A 17097-nucleotide genomic window follows, 5' to 3' on the forward strand; every position below is an offset into this window, starting at 1 on the left:
TATCTTGATTACGTGAGCCCTGTGGACTTTGAGCAACAGGAATTCAGTAAAGCGGCTTAATCAGGTGTCCATTTTTACTTGACCACTACAGCTTGCAGTAGCGTTGGAACACATTGAAGTACGGAAACTTCATAGTTCATTAGTGTTTCAATCATTGCGTCAGGGTCACGGTAGCAATCTTTGGATCCCACCACAATCTGGCTACCAAATGCAGGAGCTAGAATCTCCCACTGTGCAGCATCAAAACTGACTGGGGTCTTCTGAAGAATCCGGTCATTCTGATCAAAACCAAACTGTTTTTTCATAAAAGCAATTTGGTTAGATATATTGGCGTAGCTGACCATTACACCTTTTGGCTTACCTGAACTACCCGAGGTATAAATGATATAGGCCAGACGGTTTTTATCCTGAAAGTCAGTTTCAATAACTTGTGTCAGGTCACACTCGTTGGCAATTTTCAGTTCAGACAGAGTCAATACAGTGATATGACGGGGAACAATACATTCTAGTTGGGCTTTCAGGTGCGCCTGAGTGAGAATTACCCGAATACCTGAGTCTTTAACCATATACCGGATTCGTTCCTCTGGATATTCAGGTGCCAGAGGCAGATAAGCACGATTGGATGCCAGAATACTCCATGCTCCCGTTATCATTTCTACAGATGGGTCAAAGAAGAGACCGATACACGACTCATGTTAATCAATCAGTTGATTGATTAGCAGTGCATTCTGATAAACCGTCCCTTGAAACGCAGCGTAATCAACAGATGTTTGAGAGTCACGAACTGCAATATTTTTAGGGTTTGCTTTCGCCTGTTTTTTCAGCATTGTGAATAAACATGGTTGGCGTAAGATCGTGTAATTCTCTGAAGCTAGATCCGGCTGAGACTCAAGCAGGTGAGATGGGGGTCTAACGGCTAATGAAACACCCATAGCAATTCAATTCCTATTTGTAATTAGTATCATGAGAGCGAGCAAGCCACCTATAAGATTTATCGTATCAAGAAGCTTTTTAAAAAGATACTTTTTAGAGAGGTGACTATGGAAAAGATAAGAAAAAAATGCAGAATTTCAGGCTGAAGAGTTAGGATTCGTTGGTCAGTAACCAGGCTCGAAGTAGATTGGCCAATTGCTCACGTTGCTCCTCTGTCAGTGGGGCGAGAATATCTTTCTCATTGACAACATGGTCCTCAATAGCATTATCAATCAATGCCTTACCCTTTCCTGTTAGCATAACACTACAGCTTCTCCTGTCTTCCGAGTTGGCAGTACGTTCAATTAATTCTCGTTTTACCAGCTTTTCAATGCGCGTACTCATTGCACCAGATGACAGCATCAATGTCTGATACAGTTCGGTTGGCGTCATCGGTTGGTTGAAGCGCCTCAGTGTGGCCAAGATATCGAACTCAACCGCACTTAGATCGTGATTTTTAAATGTTATGTTTATTTTCTTATCGATAATTCTGCTCATTCGACTTAATCGGCCAACTACCCCCATAGGCGAGCAGTCAAGGTCTGGTCGTTGTTGCTGCCACTGTACCAGTAATCGATCTACATGGTCGTATTGCATTGTTACTCCCTAAATTATTTTAAAAAGATACTTGTAAAAAACGTTTTTCATAAGTATCTTTTCGGCAAAATCTTTTTAAAAAGATACTTTAAAGAAAGTTAAGTGTATTTTACCACTAATCTTGTCGGTCACAAGCACCAAACAAAAAAGTATTATGCATTACCAAGAGAGAATACATGTTTTACCCACCACTCCCCATTTGGCATATCTGCATACGCGGATCCGTGACAAATACGCTGACTTAAATACTTTCAGGCATTCCAGTGATCAGGTAATTCGTCAATTATTGATAAAAGCTTCAGAATTGTTGCCCTATTTAGAGCAGTCAGTAACCACACCTATTGGCGATGTTTATCACGGAAAAATACTATCACAGGGCATCTGCGGTGTTTCCGTCATTCGTGCTGGCGAAAGCATGGAGCGTGAGTTTAAACAAATGTTTCCAGAACAACCTATCGGGAAGATCTTGATTCAGAGGGATAAAGTCACGAAGTTGCCTAAATACTTTTACAGCCATTTGCCCTCAACAGTTGCTGAGCAAACGGTCTTCCTGTTTGAGCCAATGCTTGCAACCGGTGGTTCGTTACTCAAGGCTATTGATGTATTGCTGGAACATAGCGTTGCCATTGAAAACATCATTGTTGTGAACTTCCTGACTTCCACGGCAGGATTGGATCGGTTGTTTACCGCACACCCATTAATTCATTTGGTCACATCGTCTGTAGAAAATGCAATGAATGAAGATGCCTTTATGAGACCTGGAATTGGTGATTTTGGTGACCGCTATTTTGGAACTTATCCAGCGCAAAACAATGAATAAATATCAAACTCTTGTTAATTTGGCTTTGACTGCGCTGGCACCTATGGTCTGGGGCAGCACCTATATCGTAACAACGGAGTTATTGCCTGACAATTTACCCTTGTTGGCATCTGTGATCCGAGCACTTGGAGCAGGGCTTATTCTGCTGTTATTTTGCAAAGTCCGCCCAACAGGGGTTTGGTGGGGAAAAATCGCACTGCTCGGGTTACTCAACATCAGCCTGTTCTTCTACTGCCTTTTTGCTGCTGCTTACTACTTACCCGGGGGATTAGCTGCACTTGTCATGTCGATTCAACCGCTCATTGTTATGGGTCTCGGTGCCATCTTTTTTAAAGACAAACTCAGATTGACTCATATTCTTTCTGCTTTGGTGGGGGTTGCTGGTATAAGCCTTTTGGTTCTGAATAGTACTGCTGCACTGAATTGGTTGGGAATCCTATTTGGGTTAGTCGGTACATGCAGCATGGCTTTAGGAATTTTATTAACGAAACACTGGGGACGTCTCGAGGGCATGTCTCTACTTGGCTTCACTGGCTGGCAATTGACACTTGGTGGACTGATGCTGTTACCCATTGCGCTTTGGTATGAAGATATTCCCGAAGTACTTACAACCCTAAATATCTCTGGTTATGCCTATCTAACCTTGGTGGGAGGGGTATTTGGTTACTTTGTCTGGTTCCGCGGCATAGAAAAGTTGAATCCTGTGACGTTGTCCTTCCTTGGGTTTCTTAGCTCACTATCAGCATGCCTGCTGGGTTATGTCTTCCTTGACCAATCGTTTACTCAGCTTCAAATAATGGGATCGATTGCAATTGTTATCTCTGTTTATATGGCACGTCCACAGGCATTAAAACAATTAACAGTTCCGGTGAATACACCACCGACCTCCCCACAGCGATTAGAGAAAAAACTATGAGACTCAGTATTATTTCGGGAAGTCATCGAAAAAAATCATATAGCTTGAAAGCTGCAACCTATTTACAGCACCTGGGTCATCTCGAAGGGTTCCAGAATGTGGATGTCGTGGATTTGAGCACCCTTGATTTCCCATTGTGGAATGAAGGGGTCTGGAATGCCAGCGAAGAATGGAGTGGTTGGAAAGCACTCGCTATAGACCTAAAACTGTCTGACGCCTTTGTACTGATCACACCAGAATGGCATGGGATGGTGACGCCAGCCCTTAAGAACTTCTTAATGTTGTGTACCTCAGAAGAATTGGGTCATAAACCTGTACTACTCGCCAGTGTTTCAGCGAGCGTAAATGGTGTTTATCCGATCAGCGAGATACGGATGACAGGCAGTAAAAATAATCATGCTTGCCTTATACCGGATCACCTGATTTTTCGTCACTGTGAAACTCTTCTCTTGTCAGACAAAACGGTCAGTGATGAACAGTTCGACAAACGGGCTAGGTATACCGTCAAATCTTTAGCTGCCTATGCGAAAGTACTGGGTTCTGTCCGTACAACACTAAAGGAAGAAATGAAAAAATTCCCATTTGGTATGTAAAAAGGAGAGATCCATGCCACATATTTCCATCAAACACTTTCCTGCAAAGCTCAGTCAGGAACAGAAGAAAGAGTTATCTGATGCAATCACAATCATTATCCAAGATGCGCTTCAGTGTGATGCCAATGTGATTTCAATTGCAATGGAAGCAATAGCACCACAAGACTGGTCTATCGCTGTATATCAGCCTGAAATCGAAGTAAAACAACAGCACCTGATCAAACAACCTCGCTATTAATCATCACCGTACCCATTGAAGCCCGGGTAATTGGGACACTGAAGGAGTGATCTATGACACAAGAACGGCCTGTTATCATGTTTGATCTGGATGGCACACTATTCGATACAGCTCAGGCGATTGCCACAGCGTTTAATTCAACCTTTGAGGCTATGTTGCTCCCAACTCTGGAGGACCAAGTCATTTCCGACACCATTGGTTTACCCTTGGAAACAGCGTTTTCCAAACTTCTGAATCAACCGGAAAACACCCCGATTGTGATAGGCTGTGTTGAGGAATATCAACGTCAATTTCGGGAGGAAATACTTCCCAGAGCAAAAACATTACTCTTTCCCGGTGTTTTTGAAGGATTGCTCAACCTAAAAAGCCGTCAGTTCAATCTTGCTATTACCACTAATAAGTTCTCAAGCAGTGCCAATGCATTGCTGACCGCAGCTGGTATTGCAGACTTGTTTGACGTCGTCGTGTGCGCCGATGAAGTCTGTGAAAAAAAACCAGCTCCTGAATCTGGACAAAAAATCCTGACCTATTTTCAAGCGAAAAAAGAGCAAGCCCTGATGGTGGGTGATACAACTCATGATATCTTTATGGCAAACAACCTCGGATGCAAAGCTATTGCTGTGAATTACGGCATTCATTCTGAAGCAGAGCTTCACAAGGCCAGACCAACTTGGATGGCTCCTGACTTCAGCAGTGTAGTCGACATTTGTTGTGAGCATTTTCGATAAAATCACATGCTTCTCTTAAGTCGATAGCAGAAGACCACACCTTATCCGAAAAGCTAACTTTAAATAAACCTTGTCTACAGTAGATGTAATATGGGAAATAAATATAATCTTGTCACATCAATTCCACATAGCCTTAGTAGCGCATCATTTTACACATCTTTAATCGTATACTTTGTGTCAATAAGCAAAAAAGATGGAGCGAGGCTTTATCAGTTTGTTACGTTTACGCTTAATAAGATCTACCCATCAATATTGATGAAATTATGTGCTAACTAAGTTTGAAAATGACCTGCGTACAAAACAACACACCGAAGATATTTTTAAAACAAAAGAGTCGTTTCGTAGGCTGCCCGGAAATGGATACTGATAGCGAGACACAAAAAAAGTGGACTGATTTACTGAAAAATCTGTTCCCTGTAGAGGTGGCGTTATCTTGTCAACCTGTACCCTTTTTTGAAGAGGTAAAGTCATCCGGGGCCAGGTATGGAATAAGGCTGCCTGAGGGGCTGAAGTCTGCTTCCGTATCTCGACAAAGAGATTATTTTGCAGGTCGCTATTGTGCCCGACAAGCTTTGTATCATATGGGGTTTTCTGGTTGCTTGGATATTCCTAAAGGCAAAGACGGTTGCCCGATCTGGCCAAGGGGGGTAGTCGGTAGCATCTCTCATGCTGAAGGCTTGGCAGTGGCGGTTGTTACTAATTGGAAGAATGCTCAGGGTATCGGGATAGACCTTGAGAAAAAGGTGTCTGACAGGGAAGGTAAGCAGCTGCTTCCTGTAATAGCCACTCGTAACGAAACTGCTATCATCACGACCCGTTTTCCAAATGATACAGGTGCAGCCTTTACAACCTTGTTTAGTGCCAAAGAGGCTATTTATAAAGCTCTTTACCCTCTTGTTGGGCATTTTTTTGATTTCTCAGAAGCGCGGTTGACAGGTTATCACAGGATAGATCATCGGTTAGAATTTGATTTGTCGGCAGACTTGTTAAAAAAGACTGGAGTATCCCAATTTCATGTATCTTTTGGTGAAGTAGATACTTATGTGGTGACAGGGTCAGTATGTTGATGTTTTCGGTTGGTATGTACTCAAAAGGCCGCACATGAATCACATGACAACAATCGCGCAGCATTCTCAATTACCAGACTCAACCGTGGGAATATTCCACTACCTGTAAGTCGGTCTGTTAAGTAATGCCAGAATTGCGTATTCTGGCGAACATGAACGCTCATTCTGGTGTATCGTGAACACCTTCACTCCCTTAAGCATCGCCTCCTTTAATTTCTAGCTTTAGTGTTCACGGTCCGCCAGTTTTGTTTTCGCTTTTCTCATGGATTCTCCCTTGAGTTCTATCCGGTGGGCGTTATGGGTCAACCGATCCAGAATCGCATCGGCCAGGGTGGCATCGCCTATGCTGCTGTGCCATTTCGACACCGGCAGCTGGCTGGTGACGATGGTTGAGCTCTGGTTGTGCCGGTCATCCATGATTTCCAGCAGGTCGTTGCGCTGGCTCTGAATCAGGGGCTCAAGGCCCCAGTCATCAAGTATCAGCAGGTCAACCCTGGCCAGTTGCCTGAGCTGTTTCGTATAACTGCCATCGCCGTGTGCTATGGTCATGGCTTCCAGCAACCGGGAGGTGCGGAAGTAGCGAACGCTGTAACCACGCAGACAGGCACCGTGCCCGAAGGCACAGCTCAACCAGCTTTTACCCGTACCACAGGGGCCGGTCAGCAGCAGGTTCTGTTTGCGGCGCAACCAGTCACAGGTGACCAGTGTCGCTATTTTCGATTTGCTGATGCCCCGTGGCTGCTCGTAGTCAATGTCTTCCAGGGTGGCCGCCAGCTTGAAGCGTGCAGCCCTGAGCAACCTTGCCAACCGCTTGTTGTTGCGGTCGGCATCTTCCTGGTCAACCAGCAGGGCAAGTCGTTCTTCGAAGCTGAGCCCCTCATAGGTGCCTGGCTGCTCCTGCTGAAGCTGCAGGGCATCGGCCATACCGCTGAGTCTGAGGGCACGTAAACGGGTCATGGTTTGATTGATCATGCCCTTAACCCTCATTGAAAGAAGTCAGCGCCACGAATGTTCTCGTGGCTGACGGTGACACGGGTTTCCTGTTCTTTCGCCGGTGTTAACGGAACCTTGTCCAGTCCGGACTGCAGGATGGAACGCACATTGGCAACCCGTCGTCCGCCACAGGCAATGGCCCGATGGCAGGCAGCATTCAGACGCTGGGTACCGTATTCCCGCTCCATGTTCAGAAGCCCGAGACAGGCCCGGTAAGCCTGTTCCGGGTGTTGCTTGCTATCCAACAGTTGCTGGGTAAATCCGAGCACATCAGGCCCGATTTTCTGTGCCCAGTTCTTAAGCCGACCGGGTGTCCACTGTTGCTGTTTCTGGTGCCGGGTTGGCATGTGTTCAGGCCGGGTGGTAAAGCCACCGCTGTTATACTGCCGTACGTGGCTGGTGACCGGTTTTCCTTTGTAGAGTATCTGGACCGTGTGGTGACTGGCCCTGATTTCCACCTCTTCTTTTACCAGCTGGTGTGGTACGGAGTAGAAGTGGTCGCTGAACCGGATATGGTAATCAATACTGACCCTGGCCACCTTGAACTCCAGGTGCTCAAAGGCCTGTCTGGGTAATGACATCAGGGCCGGTCTGTCCAGCTCATCAAACAGACTGCGCCGACAGCCTTTTTGCTGCCGGAATGGCCGGTTATTCAGGTCTTCCAGCAAGCGTCCTATTTCCCAGTTCAGCTCTGACAGGGAGAAGAATCTGTGGTGACGCAGGCGCATCAGGATCCAGCGCTCCACCAGTTGGACGCCGACTTCTACCTTGGCCTTATCCTTCGGTTTATAAGGCCTTGTCGGCATAATCGAGCAACCAAAGTGTTCAGCCATGTGCAGGTAGCTTCGGTTGATGTCCGGGTCGTATCGGCAGGCTTTGGTCACGGCACTGCGCAGGTTATCCGGCACCAGCATTTCAGGGACACCGCCAAAGAACTTGAAGGCACGCACCTGAGAGCTGATAAAGTCGACAGAGCCCTGGGTCCAGGAAGCCTCGGCAAAGGTGTAATTGGAGGCACCCAGGACGGCAACGAAGATCTGTGCGGGCGCGGTTTCTCCGGTTGTCTTGTTCACCACAGGCACGGTCAGGCCAGCGTAATCAACAAACAGCTTCTCACCGGCCCGGTGATGCTGGCGCATGGAACGCTTTTGTTTGTTATTCCACTGCCGGTAACGGTGACAGAACTGAGAGTAACTGTAGGCATTGTGTGGGTAGGCCTCACAGTACTCCTCCCACACCAGCTGCTTGGTCATCCCCTTAGACTTCAGCTCCTTATGAACCTCCTGCCAGTCGGGGTCGACCATATTCTGCTCAGGGCAGGTAACCGGTGCTGGAGCCAGTTTGTTGATCAGGGCCGTGCCGTCCATGCTCTCAGGCAGTGGCCAGGACAAGCCGACAGCCTCAAACCGGTTAAGGTATTTGTTAACCGCCCCGACACTGACGCGAGTGCTTCTGGATATTTGCCGGGTGCTGAGCTGGCACTCAAACCGGAGTCGAAAGATTTCCTGTAATTTACGCATTGATAACCCCTTTTTCTTTTTCATGCCGCTGAATCCTTTTTTTCATGGATTAGTGCAAGCGGCACAATGTGAGTAAAATCAATGCCTAAGAGAGGTTTTTCGTATGGTTTTACAATTCATTCTGGCACTGTGAACACCGATTCTGGAGGGTGTGAACAGTGATTCTGGAAAATTCCAAAAAGTGTTCACGGTAAAACCAGAATGGGTGTTCACGCTCGGCCAGAATGAGTGTTCACGGTTGGCCAGAATCGGTGTTCACGATGGGCCAGAATATGCAAGAATGAAAGCCCGTACTGCCGACACGTTTTTTTTCAGGCTTGCAAAAGTAACTTTGCTCTATCGAACATCCTCACTTTTGGTTTCGTAATCTCGTATCTGCCTTTCGCTGAGATTGTTATGAAGTGGCAATGCTGGGTTATCCAGAACCAAAAGGCTTGAGCATTCTTGAAAACTATGTCGGTATTGAGTTTTTTTCGAGAAAACTCAACATAAAAGTGAAAATGTAGGCCAGACACCATGGTGGCAACCGGTTACTTCCCGCCGCTGATGATGCATATGGTGGCCAGCGGTGAGGCAACCGGTGAGCTGGATCAAATGCTGGAACGGGTGGCCAACTATCAGCAGCAGGAAATGTACAATAAAATAGCCCTGCTGGGGTTGTTTGAACCGCTGATGCTGGTGATTATGGGGGGCATGGTCATGCTGATAGTGCTGGCGATTCTGCTGCCGATTTTGAATATGAATCAGTTGCTGGTTGTGTGAGAAAAGCTGACTCATAATAAAAGAAATTCGTTATTTCTTAATAAAAACACGATAGTTACGTGATGTTTATGAAGATTTGTTACGGTTACGGGCCACATACCATCAAGACTTTCTTTCAGGTAGATCACCTTACGACCAATTTTTATGAATGCTGGGCCAGAAATATCATTCACCTGGCCATCTGTCCGATAATGATCAATCAGTGATTTTGAAAAACCTGTATAGTTCGACGCCTGCTCCGGGGTAAAACCTCGTTTGATTGCGTCCTGCTCAAAAACTTTTTTTGCCATAAGCCGTATCCTTGCTGTGAGTGCAAAGATAGAAAACCATAGAAAGAAACCACCAAACAGGGAGCGGACTTTCTGAAGAAGGGGGCGGACTTAGGTGAATAGCCCAGTCAGTAAGGGGTCAGAGAGAGATGAACAAATTTAACTTTTGGGTGCCCCCATCTTCCAGTTGACCATTGTTAGAATTCGATCGACAGCCTTTCCACTCAAGTGATTATGGTGCTGTTTTAAATATCCTCTCATCACCTCTTTTTGCGATTTCTTCCGTACTTCTTGTCCATGAAACTCATACCAAAGGTCAACAGCGATAACCAATTCTTCTTGGTATGCCGGAAGTGAAGAATCTCTGAAGAGGCAGGCCAGAGCCAATTCTTTTTCCAGCTCTTCCACTCTCAACTTCAGAGTTTTATTTTCCGTGGCTGTCTGAGTGGATGACGCTATTTGTTCAACAACTCGCCCAGAAACAACTGAAGGATGAAAAGGCAGTAAAAACTCTGGAAATATTCCTCTCTCGCAACAGTATTTCTGTAACTCAAGTTTGGTGATCAATATCGACTCACGAGTCACTCCATCCCAAGCTAAATAGCTATGAAAACTCAGTTCGGTCTTACCTTCTTTATGTCGATTCAGTATTGTCGAGTAGTTTTTTTGCGCTTCCTTAAATCTTCCCAGCCAATGATTACCAAGCAAATAGTCTTCTCGTCCACGATGGATAGTCCCCAATCTAGATTGTCGAATACTATCAGACTCCCTTTCCTGTTCCCGATACCAGTCCACAAACTCATCGAAACTGCCAGCAGTCTCAATCCCAGCCAATAGCAGGCAGGAATGTTCAAGTTCTTGACCTACATTTAACTCTTCTTCATCCGTAAACCGTAATTGAACAGTCATCACATACGTCCTTGTTGCAACATATAGCAACCAATAACCTGCCATTACGAATTATTTTTGGCAATAACCAACTTCGGGATGACTGCAAATTCTCAAAGACTAAAACTGAAATGTATAAATACGAGACCAACATCGATTTATGGCAAGGTTCGGCAGCAAAACGGCTGAACAAGTCTCAAATAAAGTGCATTATCCGCATGGATTAAAAGCTTTCAAAATGTACACTCGGCATCATCAAACCCCCTGTTTCAGAGCCACAAATTTGAACATCAGCCGTCAACTAACATTCATAGTTATTCTCGGATTAACCATTGCCTCTACAGGATGTACATCCGTAGCCCGGAAGGTTGGAGAACTTCAAATCGCTGTATACGAAACCTATTACAATGCTTTTGACCAGATGGCACGTAATGGAGCTGAAGAAAGCTGTCAGAAGCAGCAGGAAGAATCATCAGGGCAAATGGATTCTCTTGCCTACGAACAGTGTCTGGCCTCTGAATATCAGCAACAGATGGATTTCTATGTCAGTACCATGAATCGAGGTATTCAGAACTCATCTGCCAGAAGGGCGACACAGTCCAGCTACGGCACCAAAGTCTACCGAGCAGACGAATGCATTGGGTCTATAGTGAACGGCGTGTGTCACGGCTCTATTCTGCCCAAAACAGCGAATCATCCAACCTGCTATGGTCAGATGATTAATGGTCAGTGTACGGGGCCAATGTTTTAAGAAGAGCAAGCTGTAAGCCAATATCAAGCAGCCGGTTGAAGAAAAAACCTGGCATCAAGCCTTCTCAGCAGGGTAAATGTGCTCATGTACTGCACATCAAACTGGTTGCAGATATTCGGTATTTTTACTTTCTTGCTGTTTGCAGGTACCAGTGCTTCATGGGTAACCAGTACCGCCCCTGTTACCTTTGCTTTGGCCACCAGCCATGGGTCAGCGACATTGAGAAAAGGCGCAAAGTGCTTCTCTTCATAGTTTTGAACGACATAATTGGCGATTTCCGTATAGATTTCCTGTGTCTGCTGATCATCAACAGGCAGAAAAAAATCCGGTTCATTTCGTCCTTTAACCCAGGAACTCAACTCGTCTTCCTGCTTTTTCAACTCTCTGGCGACTTCACTGATACTGCCTATACGGCCCAGGCCATTCTCCCGCTCAAGCCAATCCCAATACCCGGGACAGATGTCCATAGCATAGTATTGTTTTTTCGCCTGGATAAACGTGTTCGCGTCCAAAAGGTATTGCATCAACAGCTCACCCTACATTAAGAGGCTATCCATTCAGAGACTTGGCAAAATCGTTGAGAGTACTGATCTTATTGATATTCAAAAGCCGGGAAGCATCCCTGAGTAACAAGCGCCCTTCCATTGCAGCCCCCACAACAGCCGTAGAAAAAAGAACGCCATTGCGTGTTTTCAGGTTCAGATTAAAAGAACCACCACCGCCTTTTTGATTCCGGAACTTTTTCAGCTCAGCATGATAAAAGTCCAGATACTCCTCGCGGGGAATCAGACCAAGATCATAGGCACGACGTGCCAACACCATGGGGCTGACCTTATAAACCTTTTTTAAATCCGCACAGTTTTCCACCAGGCTGCGCTTTGCCTGCCAGTCATTCACAAACTCTTTACCAGGCACCAGAAACTCAGCAGCAACCCGATTACAAAATGCCTCTTCCTTCCTCTGGTGACCTCGTTCAGAAAAATCATCCAGCGGAACATTAGAAATACCACTGTTACCCACCCACAAATGGGCAAGTTCATGAACCAGGGTAAACAGCCGCGCGGCAGGTGCATCGGCCGCATTGATAAAGATCAGCGGGGCATAATCATCACTGATGGCAAACCCCCGAAACTCTTCCACAGACAGTTTTCTATTAGAACTACTGCCGACAATGCCGCTTCGCATCACCAGAATGCCCACGGCTTCCGCCCTTTCAATCAGCAAGCTCAGGTATTGCTCCCAGTTCCGGGCACCTTTCCGTAAAGCGGCCGTTACACCCAACGTACGAGCGATATCCTCAGCCACACTGGCAGCGTCGTCATTCAAAGAACAGCGGCCTATAAACTCAACTTTGTCATTCCCGTTTTCAATCTGGTACTCCCGAAACCACTCTTGCTTGAGCAGCACATTATTCAGGAGATCACGGAAATTCTGCCCCAGCTCAGGGGATACCCGACTGCCCACGGTACGCAGGTCAGGTATGGGCAAAGGAGCTTCAGGAGGCTCTTTAAGAAACAGATAACCGAAAGGAATCCGGAGGTGGCTTGCCAGCTTCTGAGCCTGGGAAAAACTGGGCCGACTTTTGCCCTGTTCCCACTCAAGCAGCTTTTCGGGCTTCTGTTTTAACTTTCCCGCCAGATCAGCAGGAGCCATCCCGGCACGCTCTCGCGCCCAGTGGACAATCTCCGGATTGATCATGGCTTCGTTCATTATTGAGGTCCATTCTGTAATCGTGGGGATAATATCATTATGGATTACCCATCGGTAGCATGAAGGCTTGGTTTAATGCCCCCAGCTAGCTAACGAGGGAAAACCACGGTTGCCTTCCCATCCTCCTGATATGTACCTCTCTGTGTATACTTTACCAACCGATCAGAATATTGCTCTCGACTTAACAAATTAAGATCATGGGTTTCTGATGGGCCACCCTTAACGCTCTGAATCGTTCTTACGTTTTTGCAACAACTGCTTTTCCAGATGTTCAAGAGCTTCCATTTCTTTTCTGTCGGCTTCCAGAGCCTCAGCCTGATTACGCTGAGTATTGAACTGGTCATAACGCTCACCCGCTATTTTTTCCATACTCTTGCGGCTGACTTGTCCTGCATTGCTCAGTAATGGCTGTTCATTAAAAGTCATAAAATTATTGATATAATCACGCCAGCTGGCCAGCGTGAGATGCTGTTTTTGTTTTGCTCTCAGCTCGGCAAAATCAAAAAACATCGACACCAGACGATTCAAGTGATCCAGCTCTTATGCATTCAAATAGTTCTTGGCAATCACCACATCGGCTTTTCTGACCCTGTCACCTGCAAAGCTCATTAGCCCCATATTGGGTTGATCCGGGTTCGAGCGTTCAACAATCAGCTCAGCCGCCGTATGACCCGTGACCGCAAAAAACAGTTTGTTCTGAACTTCGGAGAACAGTCGTTGCGTATCTTTTTCATTAGCTCGATAGTCTTCCGCCAGCGAACAAATCTCGCACTTTCTGATAAAAACGAAGCTCTGAAGAGCGAATGACCCGAATACGCTCCAGCAACTCATCAAAATAGTCCCACCGGGGTTGCTTCAGGCGTTCATCATCCATAACAAACCCTTTCACCATATACTCACCCAAAGTGCGGGTTGCCCATTGACGGAACTGGGTGCCACGTATTGATCGGACACGGTACCCCACAGCAAGAATCATGGGGAGAGCGTAGTGGACAACAGAGCGCTGAACCTTTCTCGTTCCTTCTTGTTGAACTGTCAAGTATTCCTTGACAGTTGCCTCTGCCTGCAACTCTCCCTCTGTCAGAATATTGTTCACGTGCAGGCTGATATTCTGCTTGGATGACTGAAACAAATCGGCCAGTTCAAGCTGACTCAGCCATACCTGCCCCTCAAGCGTTTTAAGAACAAATCGGGCCTCTCCATCGTCTGTGGTATAAAGGATCAGGTCGTTATCAGCCATTCATGATTCTCCGGTGTTTAACTATGGCATCTGCTTTAAGTACGTCGTACTGGAACGTCATATCGGTAGTCAGTTGTTACTGATTTCATTCCCCTGCTTTAGAGCCTTCCGTATCTGAATATACCGTGTCGCATAGTACAGTAGGCATTCCCACGGAGACCGTGGGAACGAGTTCAGGGACTTTATGCATTCCCACGGGGGCCGTGGGAACGATGTCATAGAACTGAGTTGCTAAAGTTCGCCAGCGAAGGCTTTTTGGCTGAGGGAGTGAAAGAGGGTGCCCATTTCTGAGCTTGACACTGTCATCATGCCCAACCTGTCCCGAACAGCAAGTTCAATCTGCTGATATTTATTCTGCAGGTCAATTGGTGGCATTAAAATTTTTATATTTTGCATTTCTTGAGCATTAATATTCGCCATGCCAACAATGCTCTTGCACATGGTCAGCAATGTCTTTTTCCCGTGCCTGGAGTTCAAATATGCAGAAATGTAGTAGGGGTTTCCTCTTTCATTCACACGTCCACGAATAAGATAACCTGCCAAAGCCATGGGGTAATCAAAGTCATAAACAGCAGTCTTACCAACCAACTCACGGGAGTTTGTACGGTTAAATATCAGATCACCTTGCCGGGCCAAGTATTTTGGTTTATCCGCATGGGAAAGATCGACGAACTTTAAGTCTGTTAAATTCCATTTCCCCCCGTAAGTGATGTTTCCCATACGTAAAACGGGATATTCCCCATCAGTTTCTGATGCCTTGGCAGATGTGCCATATTTAGCTTCAGCCAACAGATCGCGAATTGAGCCTACTGGAAAACCCTTAGGGTTAGTGACCGGATCACCAAACATATCCAGGAACACACTACGGAGGAAGTCGTCAGCAAGGGCAATGGCCTGCTGGCGTTTCTGGCGTAGCTGGTCGGCTTTATCCAGTATGGCGGCAATGCGTTTTTGTTCGGCCAATGGTGGGAGTGGTAAAGCAAGTTCTCGTAGAACCTCCAACTTGATTCCCTTTACCGTTGCCCCCTGACCTTGAGCTTCAATAAACCCTGAACTGTTTCCGAGAAACCTCAAAAGATAGTCGGTACTCAGCTGGTTTTTATCTTTTATCAGGAGCGCCTTCACATCTTGATTAATAGCCATATCGCAACCAGTCAGTGCAACCTTGCCAAGTGCCATTCTGGTGGGAACAATAAGAGTTCCAGCAGGAATTATATTGGTTGCCGAGTTCTCAACGCCCTCCCTGGTAATATAATTTTGCGTTTTAGTGATCAGACTTCCTTTGAAATCCTTAACACTTGCCCAAGGTATATCACCATTCCAATACTTTTCAACTCGTTTACTTGGTGTCCCACCACCCTTGATATCAACAAGTTCACCCAGCTTAACCAAAGGCCAACTCACAACATCTCCTCCAGCTCCACCAGCTCCTGCTGAATATCCGCCTCCAAAGCCTTCAGCCGTGCCAGTATCTCTTTAGGCGGCTCATACTGCTCTTCCTGATACACCACCTCTTTATAACGGTTGATGGACAGGTCGTATTTATTGGCCTTCAGGTCCACTTTAGGTACAACAAAAGCCTTCTGAGTACGGTCCTGAAAATCCGTTTCAGCAACCCCTTCCGGGTGTTCACTCATAAATTGCGTCTGCAATTTATACCCCATAAAGACATCCACCGGCCGCCCTTTGCCCTGGCGATACTGCTTCCAACTGGCAATCAGATGGGGCAGGTCATTTTTGGCAATCGGTGTCCGTTTGTCATCCAGACTATAACCGTCGTTTGCCAGGTCATAGAACCAGACGTCATCGGTCTCTCCACCCTTGGTAAAAATCAGAATCGCCGTGGCCACACCGGCATAAGGCTTAAACACACCGGAAGGCAGGTTGACCACCGCCTCCAGCTGGTTTTCTTCCACCAGCTTTTCCCGCAGGCTCTGGTGTGCCTTGCTGGAACCAAACAGCACTCCCTGGGGCACAACCGTGGCACTGCGACCACCCACTTTCAGCATTTGCAGAATACGGGCGCAAAACAGCAGCTCGGTCTTTTTGGTCTTGACGGTTTTCAGCAATACCGGGTCAATGTCTTCTTCATCCAGTGTGCCGGTAAAGGGCGGGTTGGCCAGAATCAGATGAAACGCATTGTGGGAGGCTTCCGGGAATTTGTCGCTGAAACCCAGGCTCATGGTGTCCTGGTAGTGGATATCCGGCTCGTCCACCCCGTGCATAATCAGGTTCATGGCGGCAATGCGCAGCATGGTGGAGTCAAAGTCATAACCGTGGAACATGTCGTAGTCCACATGGTTCCGGTATTCATTCAGCAGATCACCGGAATAGACATACTGTGCTTCGGGTTCGCCCTTCTGATTAATAACCATCTCTTTATGGACGGAATCCAGGGAACTGTATTTTTCCAGCAGGTATTCGTAACTGGACGACAGAAAACCACCGGTCCCACAGGCAGGGTCACAGATACGCTCATGACGGGCCGGGTTAGGCTCCATCATCTCCACCATGGCCCGGATGATATGACGTGGGGTACGGAACTGGCCGTTGATGCCCGCCGTGGTCAGTTTACTCAGCAGGTATTCGTACAGATCACCCTTGGTGTCCCCCCGGTCCAGCGGTAACTGTTTGATCATCTCTACTGCTTTTACCAGCAGACTGGGCTTAACGATTTCCAGCCGGGCATCCTTCATAAAGTTACCGAGCAGCGAGCCTTTCTCACTCAGCGTTCTGAAGTGACGAAATACCTCATCCCGCACCAGCTCCATCATTTCATCAGCACCCAGGTTGGCAAAATGGCTGAACCGGTAATCCTGCTCATGGGCAGCAAAGCGGGGCTTGAAGTCTACCCCTGCGAGCGCCTTACGCTGCTCGTCCTTGCTCTCCTGCATATCCAGCATGCGGGAGTACATCAGGTAGGTGATCTGTTCAATCACAGTAAGCGGGTTGGTGATACCGCCCACCCAGAACTCTTCCCAGAGCTTGTCGATTTTGCTTTTCAGATCGCCGGTGATCATGGGTGATGCCTAT

Annotated in this window: 19 protein-coding genes and 1 pseudogene; 8 read left to right on the top strand and 12 right to left on the bottom strand. The window is 46.8% G+C overall.

Annotated elements, in window-relative coordinates; genetic code table 11:
• Positions 1-74: 74 nt before the first annotated feature.
• The 3 genes from ACO6UY_RS19840 to ACO6UY_RS19850 all read right to left on the bottom strand — a co-directional run bounded on the left by ACO6UY_RS19840 (position 75) and on the right by ACO6UY_RS19850 (position 1470).
• Positions 75-683, bottom strand: a complete 609-nt coding sequence (locus tag ACO6UY_RS19840) for an AMP-binding protein (RefSeq protein WP_422490990.1) — start codon at positions 681-683, stop codon at positions 75-77.
• A gap of 12 nt (positions 684-695) precedes the next feature.
• Positions 696-932 carry a hypothetical protein gene (locus ACO6UY_RS19845; RefSeq protein ID WP_422490964.1) on the bottom strand — a complete coding sequence of 79 codons (237 nt, stop codon included), beginning with the start codon at positions 930-932 and terminating at the stop codon, positions 696-698.
• A 151-nt stretch (positions 933-1083) separates the two neighbouring features.
• Positions 1084-1470: a MarR family winged helix-turn-helix transcriptional regulator gene (locus ACO6UY_RS19850; RefSeq protein WP_422490965.1), complete on the bottom strand. Its 387-nt coding sequence runs from the start codon at positions 1468-1470 to the stop codon at positions 1084-1086.
• Between the two features lie 253 nt (positions 1471-1723).
• Here ACO6UY_RS19850 and upp point away from each other — a divergent pair, with 253 nt between their 5' ends.
• From upp to ACO6UY_RS19880, 6 genes are all read left to right on the top strand, one after another.
• A complete protein-coding gene (upp, locus tag ACO6UY_RS19855; protein WP_422490967.1) occupies positions 1724-2389 on the top strand; it encodes a uracil phosphoribosyltransferase in 666 nt (221 codons plus the stop codon).
• The gene (locus tag ACO6UY_RS19860) at positions 2346-3305 is read left to right on the top strand and encodes an EamA family transporter (RefSeq protein WP_422490992.1); all 960 of its coding nucleotides are present in this window, start codon (positions 2346-2348) and stop codon (positions 3303-3305) included. The genes upp and ACO6UY_RS19860 overlap by 44 nt, the downstream gene beginning before the upstream one ends.
• Positions 3306-3349: 44 nt before the next feature.
• Entirely contained in the window at positions 3350-3898 is a 549-nt protein-coding gene (locus tag ACO6UY_RS19865) for an NADPH-dependent FMN reductase (RefSeq protein WP_422490968.1), read from the top strand.
• Positions 3899-3911: 13 nt separating this feature from the next.
• A complete protein-coding gene (locus ACO6UY_RS19870; protein WP_422490970.1) occupies positions 3912-4136 on the top strand; it encodes a tautomerase family protein in 225 nt (74 codons plus the stop codon).
• 53 nt (positions 4137-4189) lie between these two features.
• Complete coding sequence (locus ACO6UY_RS19875) at positions 4190-4864, top strand: HAD family hydrolase (protein ID WP_422490972.1); 675 nt, start codon at positions 4190-4192, stop codon at positions 4862-4864.
• Positions 4865-5148: 284 nt separating this feature from the next.
• Positions 5149-5931 (top strand): 4'-phosphopantetheinyl transferase family protein, encoded by a 783-nt coding sequence (locus ACO6UY_RS19880; protein WP_422490974.1) that lies wholly within the window; start codon positions 5149-5151, stop codon positions 5929-5931.
• A gap of 222 nt (positions 5932-6153) precedes the next feature.
• Here the strand turns inward: ACO6UY_RS19880 and istB are convergent, their stop codons facing one another.
• Both istB and istA read right to left on the bottom strand, forming a co-directional pair.
• Positions 6154-6903 (bottom strand): IS21-like element helper ATPase IstB, encoded by a 750-nt coding sequence (gene istB, locus ACO6UY_RS19885; protein ID WP_422463833.1) that lies wholly within the window; start codon positions 6901-6903, stop codon positions 6154-6156.
• 11 nt (positions 6904-6914) lie between these two features.
• Positions 6915-8444: an IS21 family transposase gene (istA, locus tag ACO6UY_RS19890; RefSeq protein WP_422490994.1), complete on the bottom strand. Its 1530-nt coding sequence runs from the start codon at positions 8442-8444 to the stop codon at positions 6915-6917.
• 516 nt (positions 8445-8960) lie between these two features.
• Here istA and ACO6UY_RS19895 point away from each other — a divergent pair.
• Positions 8961-9206 (top strand): type II secretion system F family protein, encoded by a 246-nt coding sequence (locus ACO6UY_RS19895; RefSeq protein ID WP_422490976.1) that lies wholly within the window; start codon positions 8961-8963, stop codon positions 9204-9206.
• Positions 9207-9217: 11 nt separating this feature from the next.
• Here ACO6UY_RS19895 and ACO6UY_RS19900 read toward each other — a convergent pair whose 3' ends face one another.
• On the bottom strand, positions 9218-9496 hold the full coding sequence (locus ACO6UY_RS19900) for a hypothetical protein (protein WP_422490978.1): 279 nt from the start codon (positions 9494-9496) through the stop codon (positions 9218-9220).
• Between the two features lie 138 nt (positions 9497-9634).
• The gene (locus tag ACO6UY_RS19905; protein WP_422490980.1) at positions 9635-10384 is read right to left on the bottom strand and encodes a hypothetical protein; all 750 of its coding nucleotides are present in this window, start codon (positions 10382-10384) and stop codon (positions 9635-9637) included.
• 400 nt (positions 10385-10784) lie between these two features.
• On the opposite strand from ACO6UY_RS19905, the gene ACO6UY_RS19910 reads away from it, so the two are divergent.
• Positions 10785-11114, top strand: coding sequence for a hypothetical protein (locus ACO6UY_RS19910; RefSeq protein WP_422490981.1), 330 nt, complete (start codon positions 10785-10787; stop codon positions 11112-11114).
• A gap of 23 nt (positions 11115-11137) precedes the next feature.
• On the opposite strand, the gene ACO6UY_RS19915 is transcribed toward ACO6UY_RS19910, so the two are convergent.
• The 5 genes and pseudogenes from ACO6UY_RS19915 to ACO6UY_RS19935 all read right to left on the bottom strand — a co-directional run bounded on the left by ACO6UY_RS19915 (position 11138) and on the right by ACO6UY_RS19935 (position 17084).
• Positions 11138-11638 carry a DUF4411 family protein gene (locus ACO6UY_RS19915; RefSeq protein ID WP_422490983.1) on the bottom strand — a complete coding sequence of 167 codons (501 nt, stop codon included), beginning with the start codon at positions 11636-11638 and terminating at the stop codon, positions 11138-11140.
• Between the two features lie 25 nt (positions 11639-11663).
• Complete coding sequence (locus tag ACO6UY_RS19920) at positions 11664-12824, bottom strand: ImmA/IrrE family metallo-endopeptidase (protein WP_422447031.1); 1161 nt, start codon at positions 12822-12824, stop codon at positions 11664-11666.
• A gap of 219 nt (positions 12825-13043) precedes the next feature.
• Positions 13044-14064, bottom strand: a pseudogene (locus ACO6UY_RS19925) (virulence RhuM family protein).
• A gap of 231 nt (positions 14065-14295) precedes the next feature.
• Positions 14296-15468 (bottom strand): restriction endonuclease subunit S, encoded by a 1173-nt coding sequence (locus tag ACO6UY_RS19930; RefSeq protein ID WP_422490984.1) that lies wholly within the window; start codon positions 15466-15468, stop codon positions 14296-14298.
• Positions 15465-17084 carry a type I restriction-modification system subunit M gene (locus ACO6UY_RS19935; RefSeq protein ID WP_422490985.1) on the bottom strand — a complete coding sequence of 540 codons (1620 nt, stop codon included), beginning with the start codon at positions 17082-17084 and terminating at the stop codon, positions 15465-15467. Before ACO6UY_RS19935 ends, ACO6UY_RS19930 begins: the two co-directional genes overlap by 4 nt.
• Positions 17085-17097: the final 13 nt, after the last annotated feature.

Origin of the sequence: Endozoicomonas sp. ALE010, from assembly GCF_049310165.1 — a bacterium.
Classification (GTDB): Bacteria; Pseudomonadota; Gammaproteobacteria; order Pseudomonadales; family Endozoicomonadaceae; genus Endozoicomonas.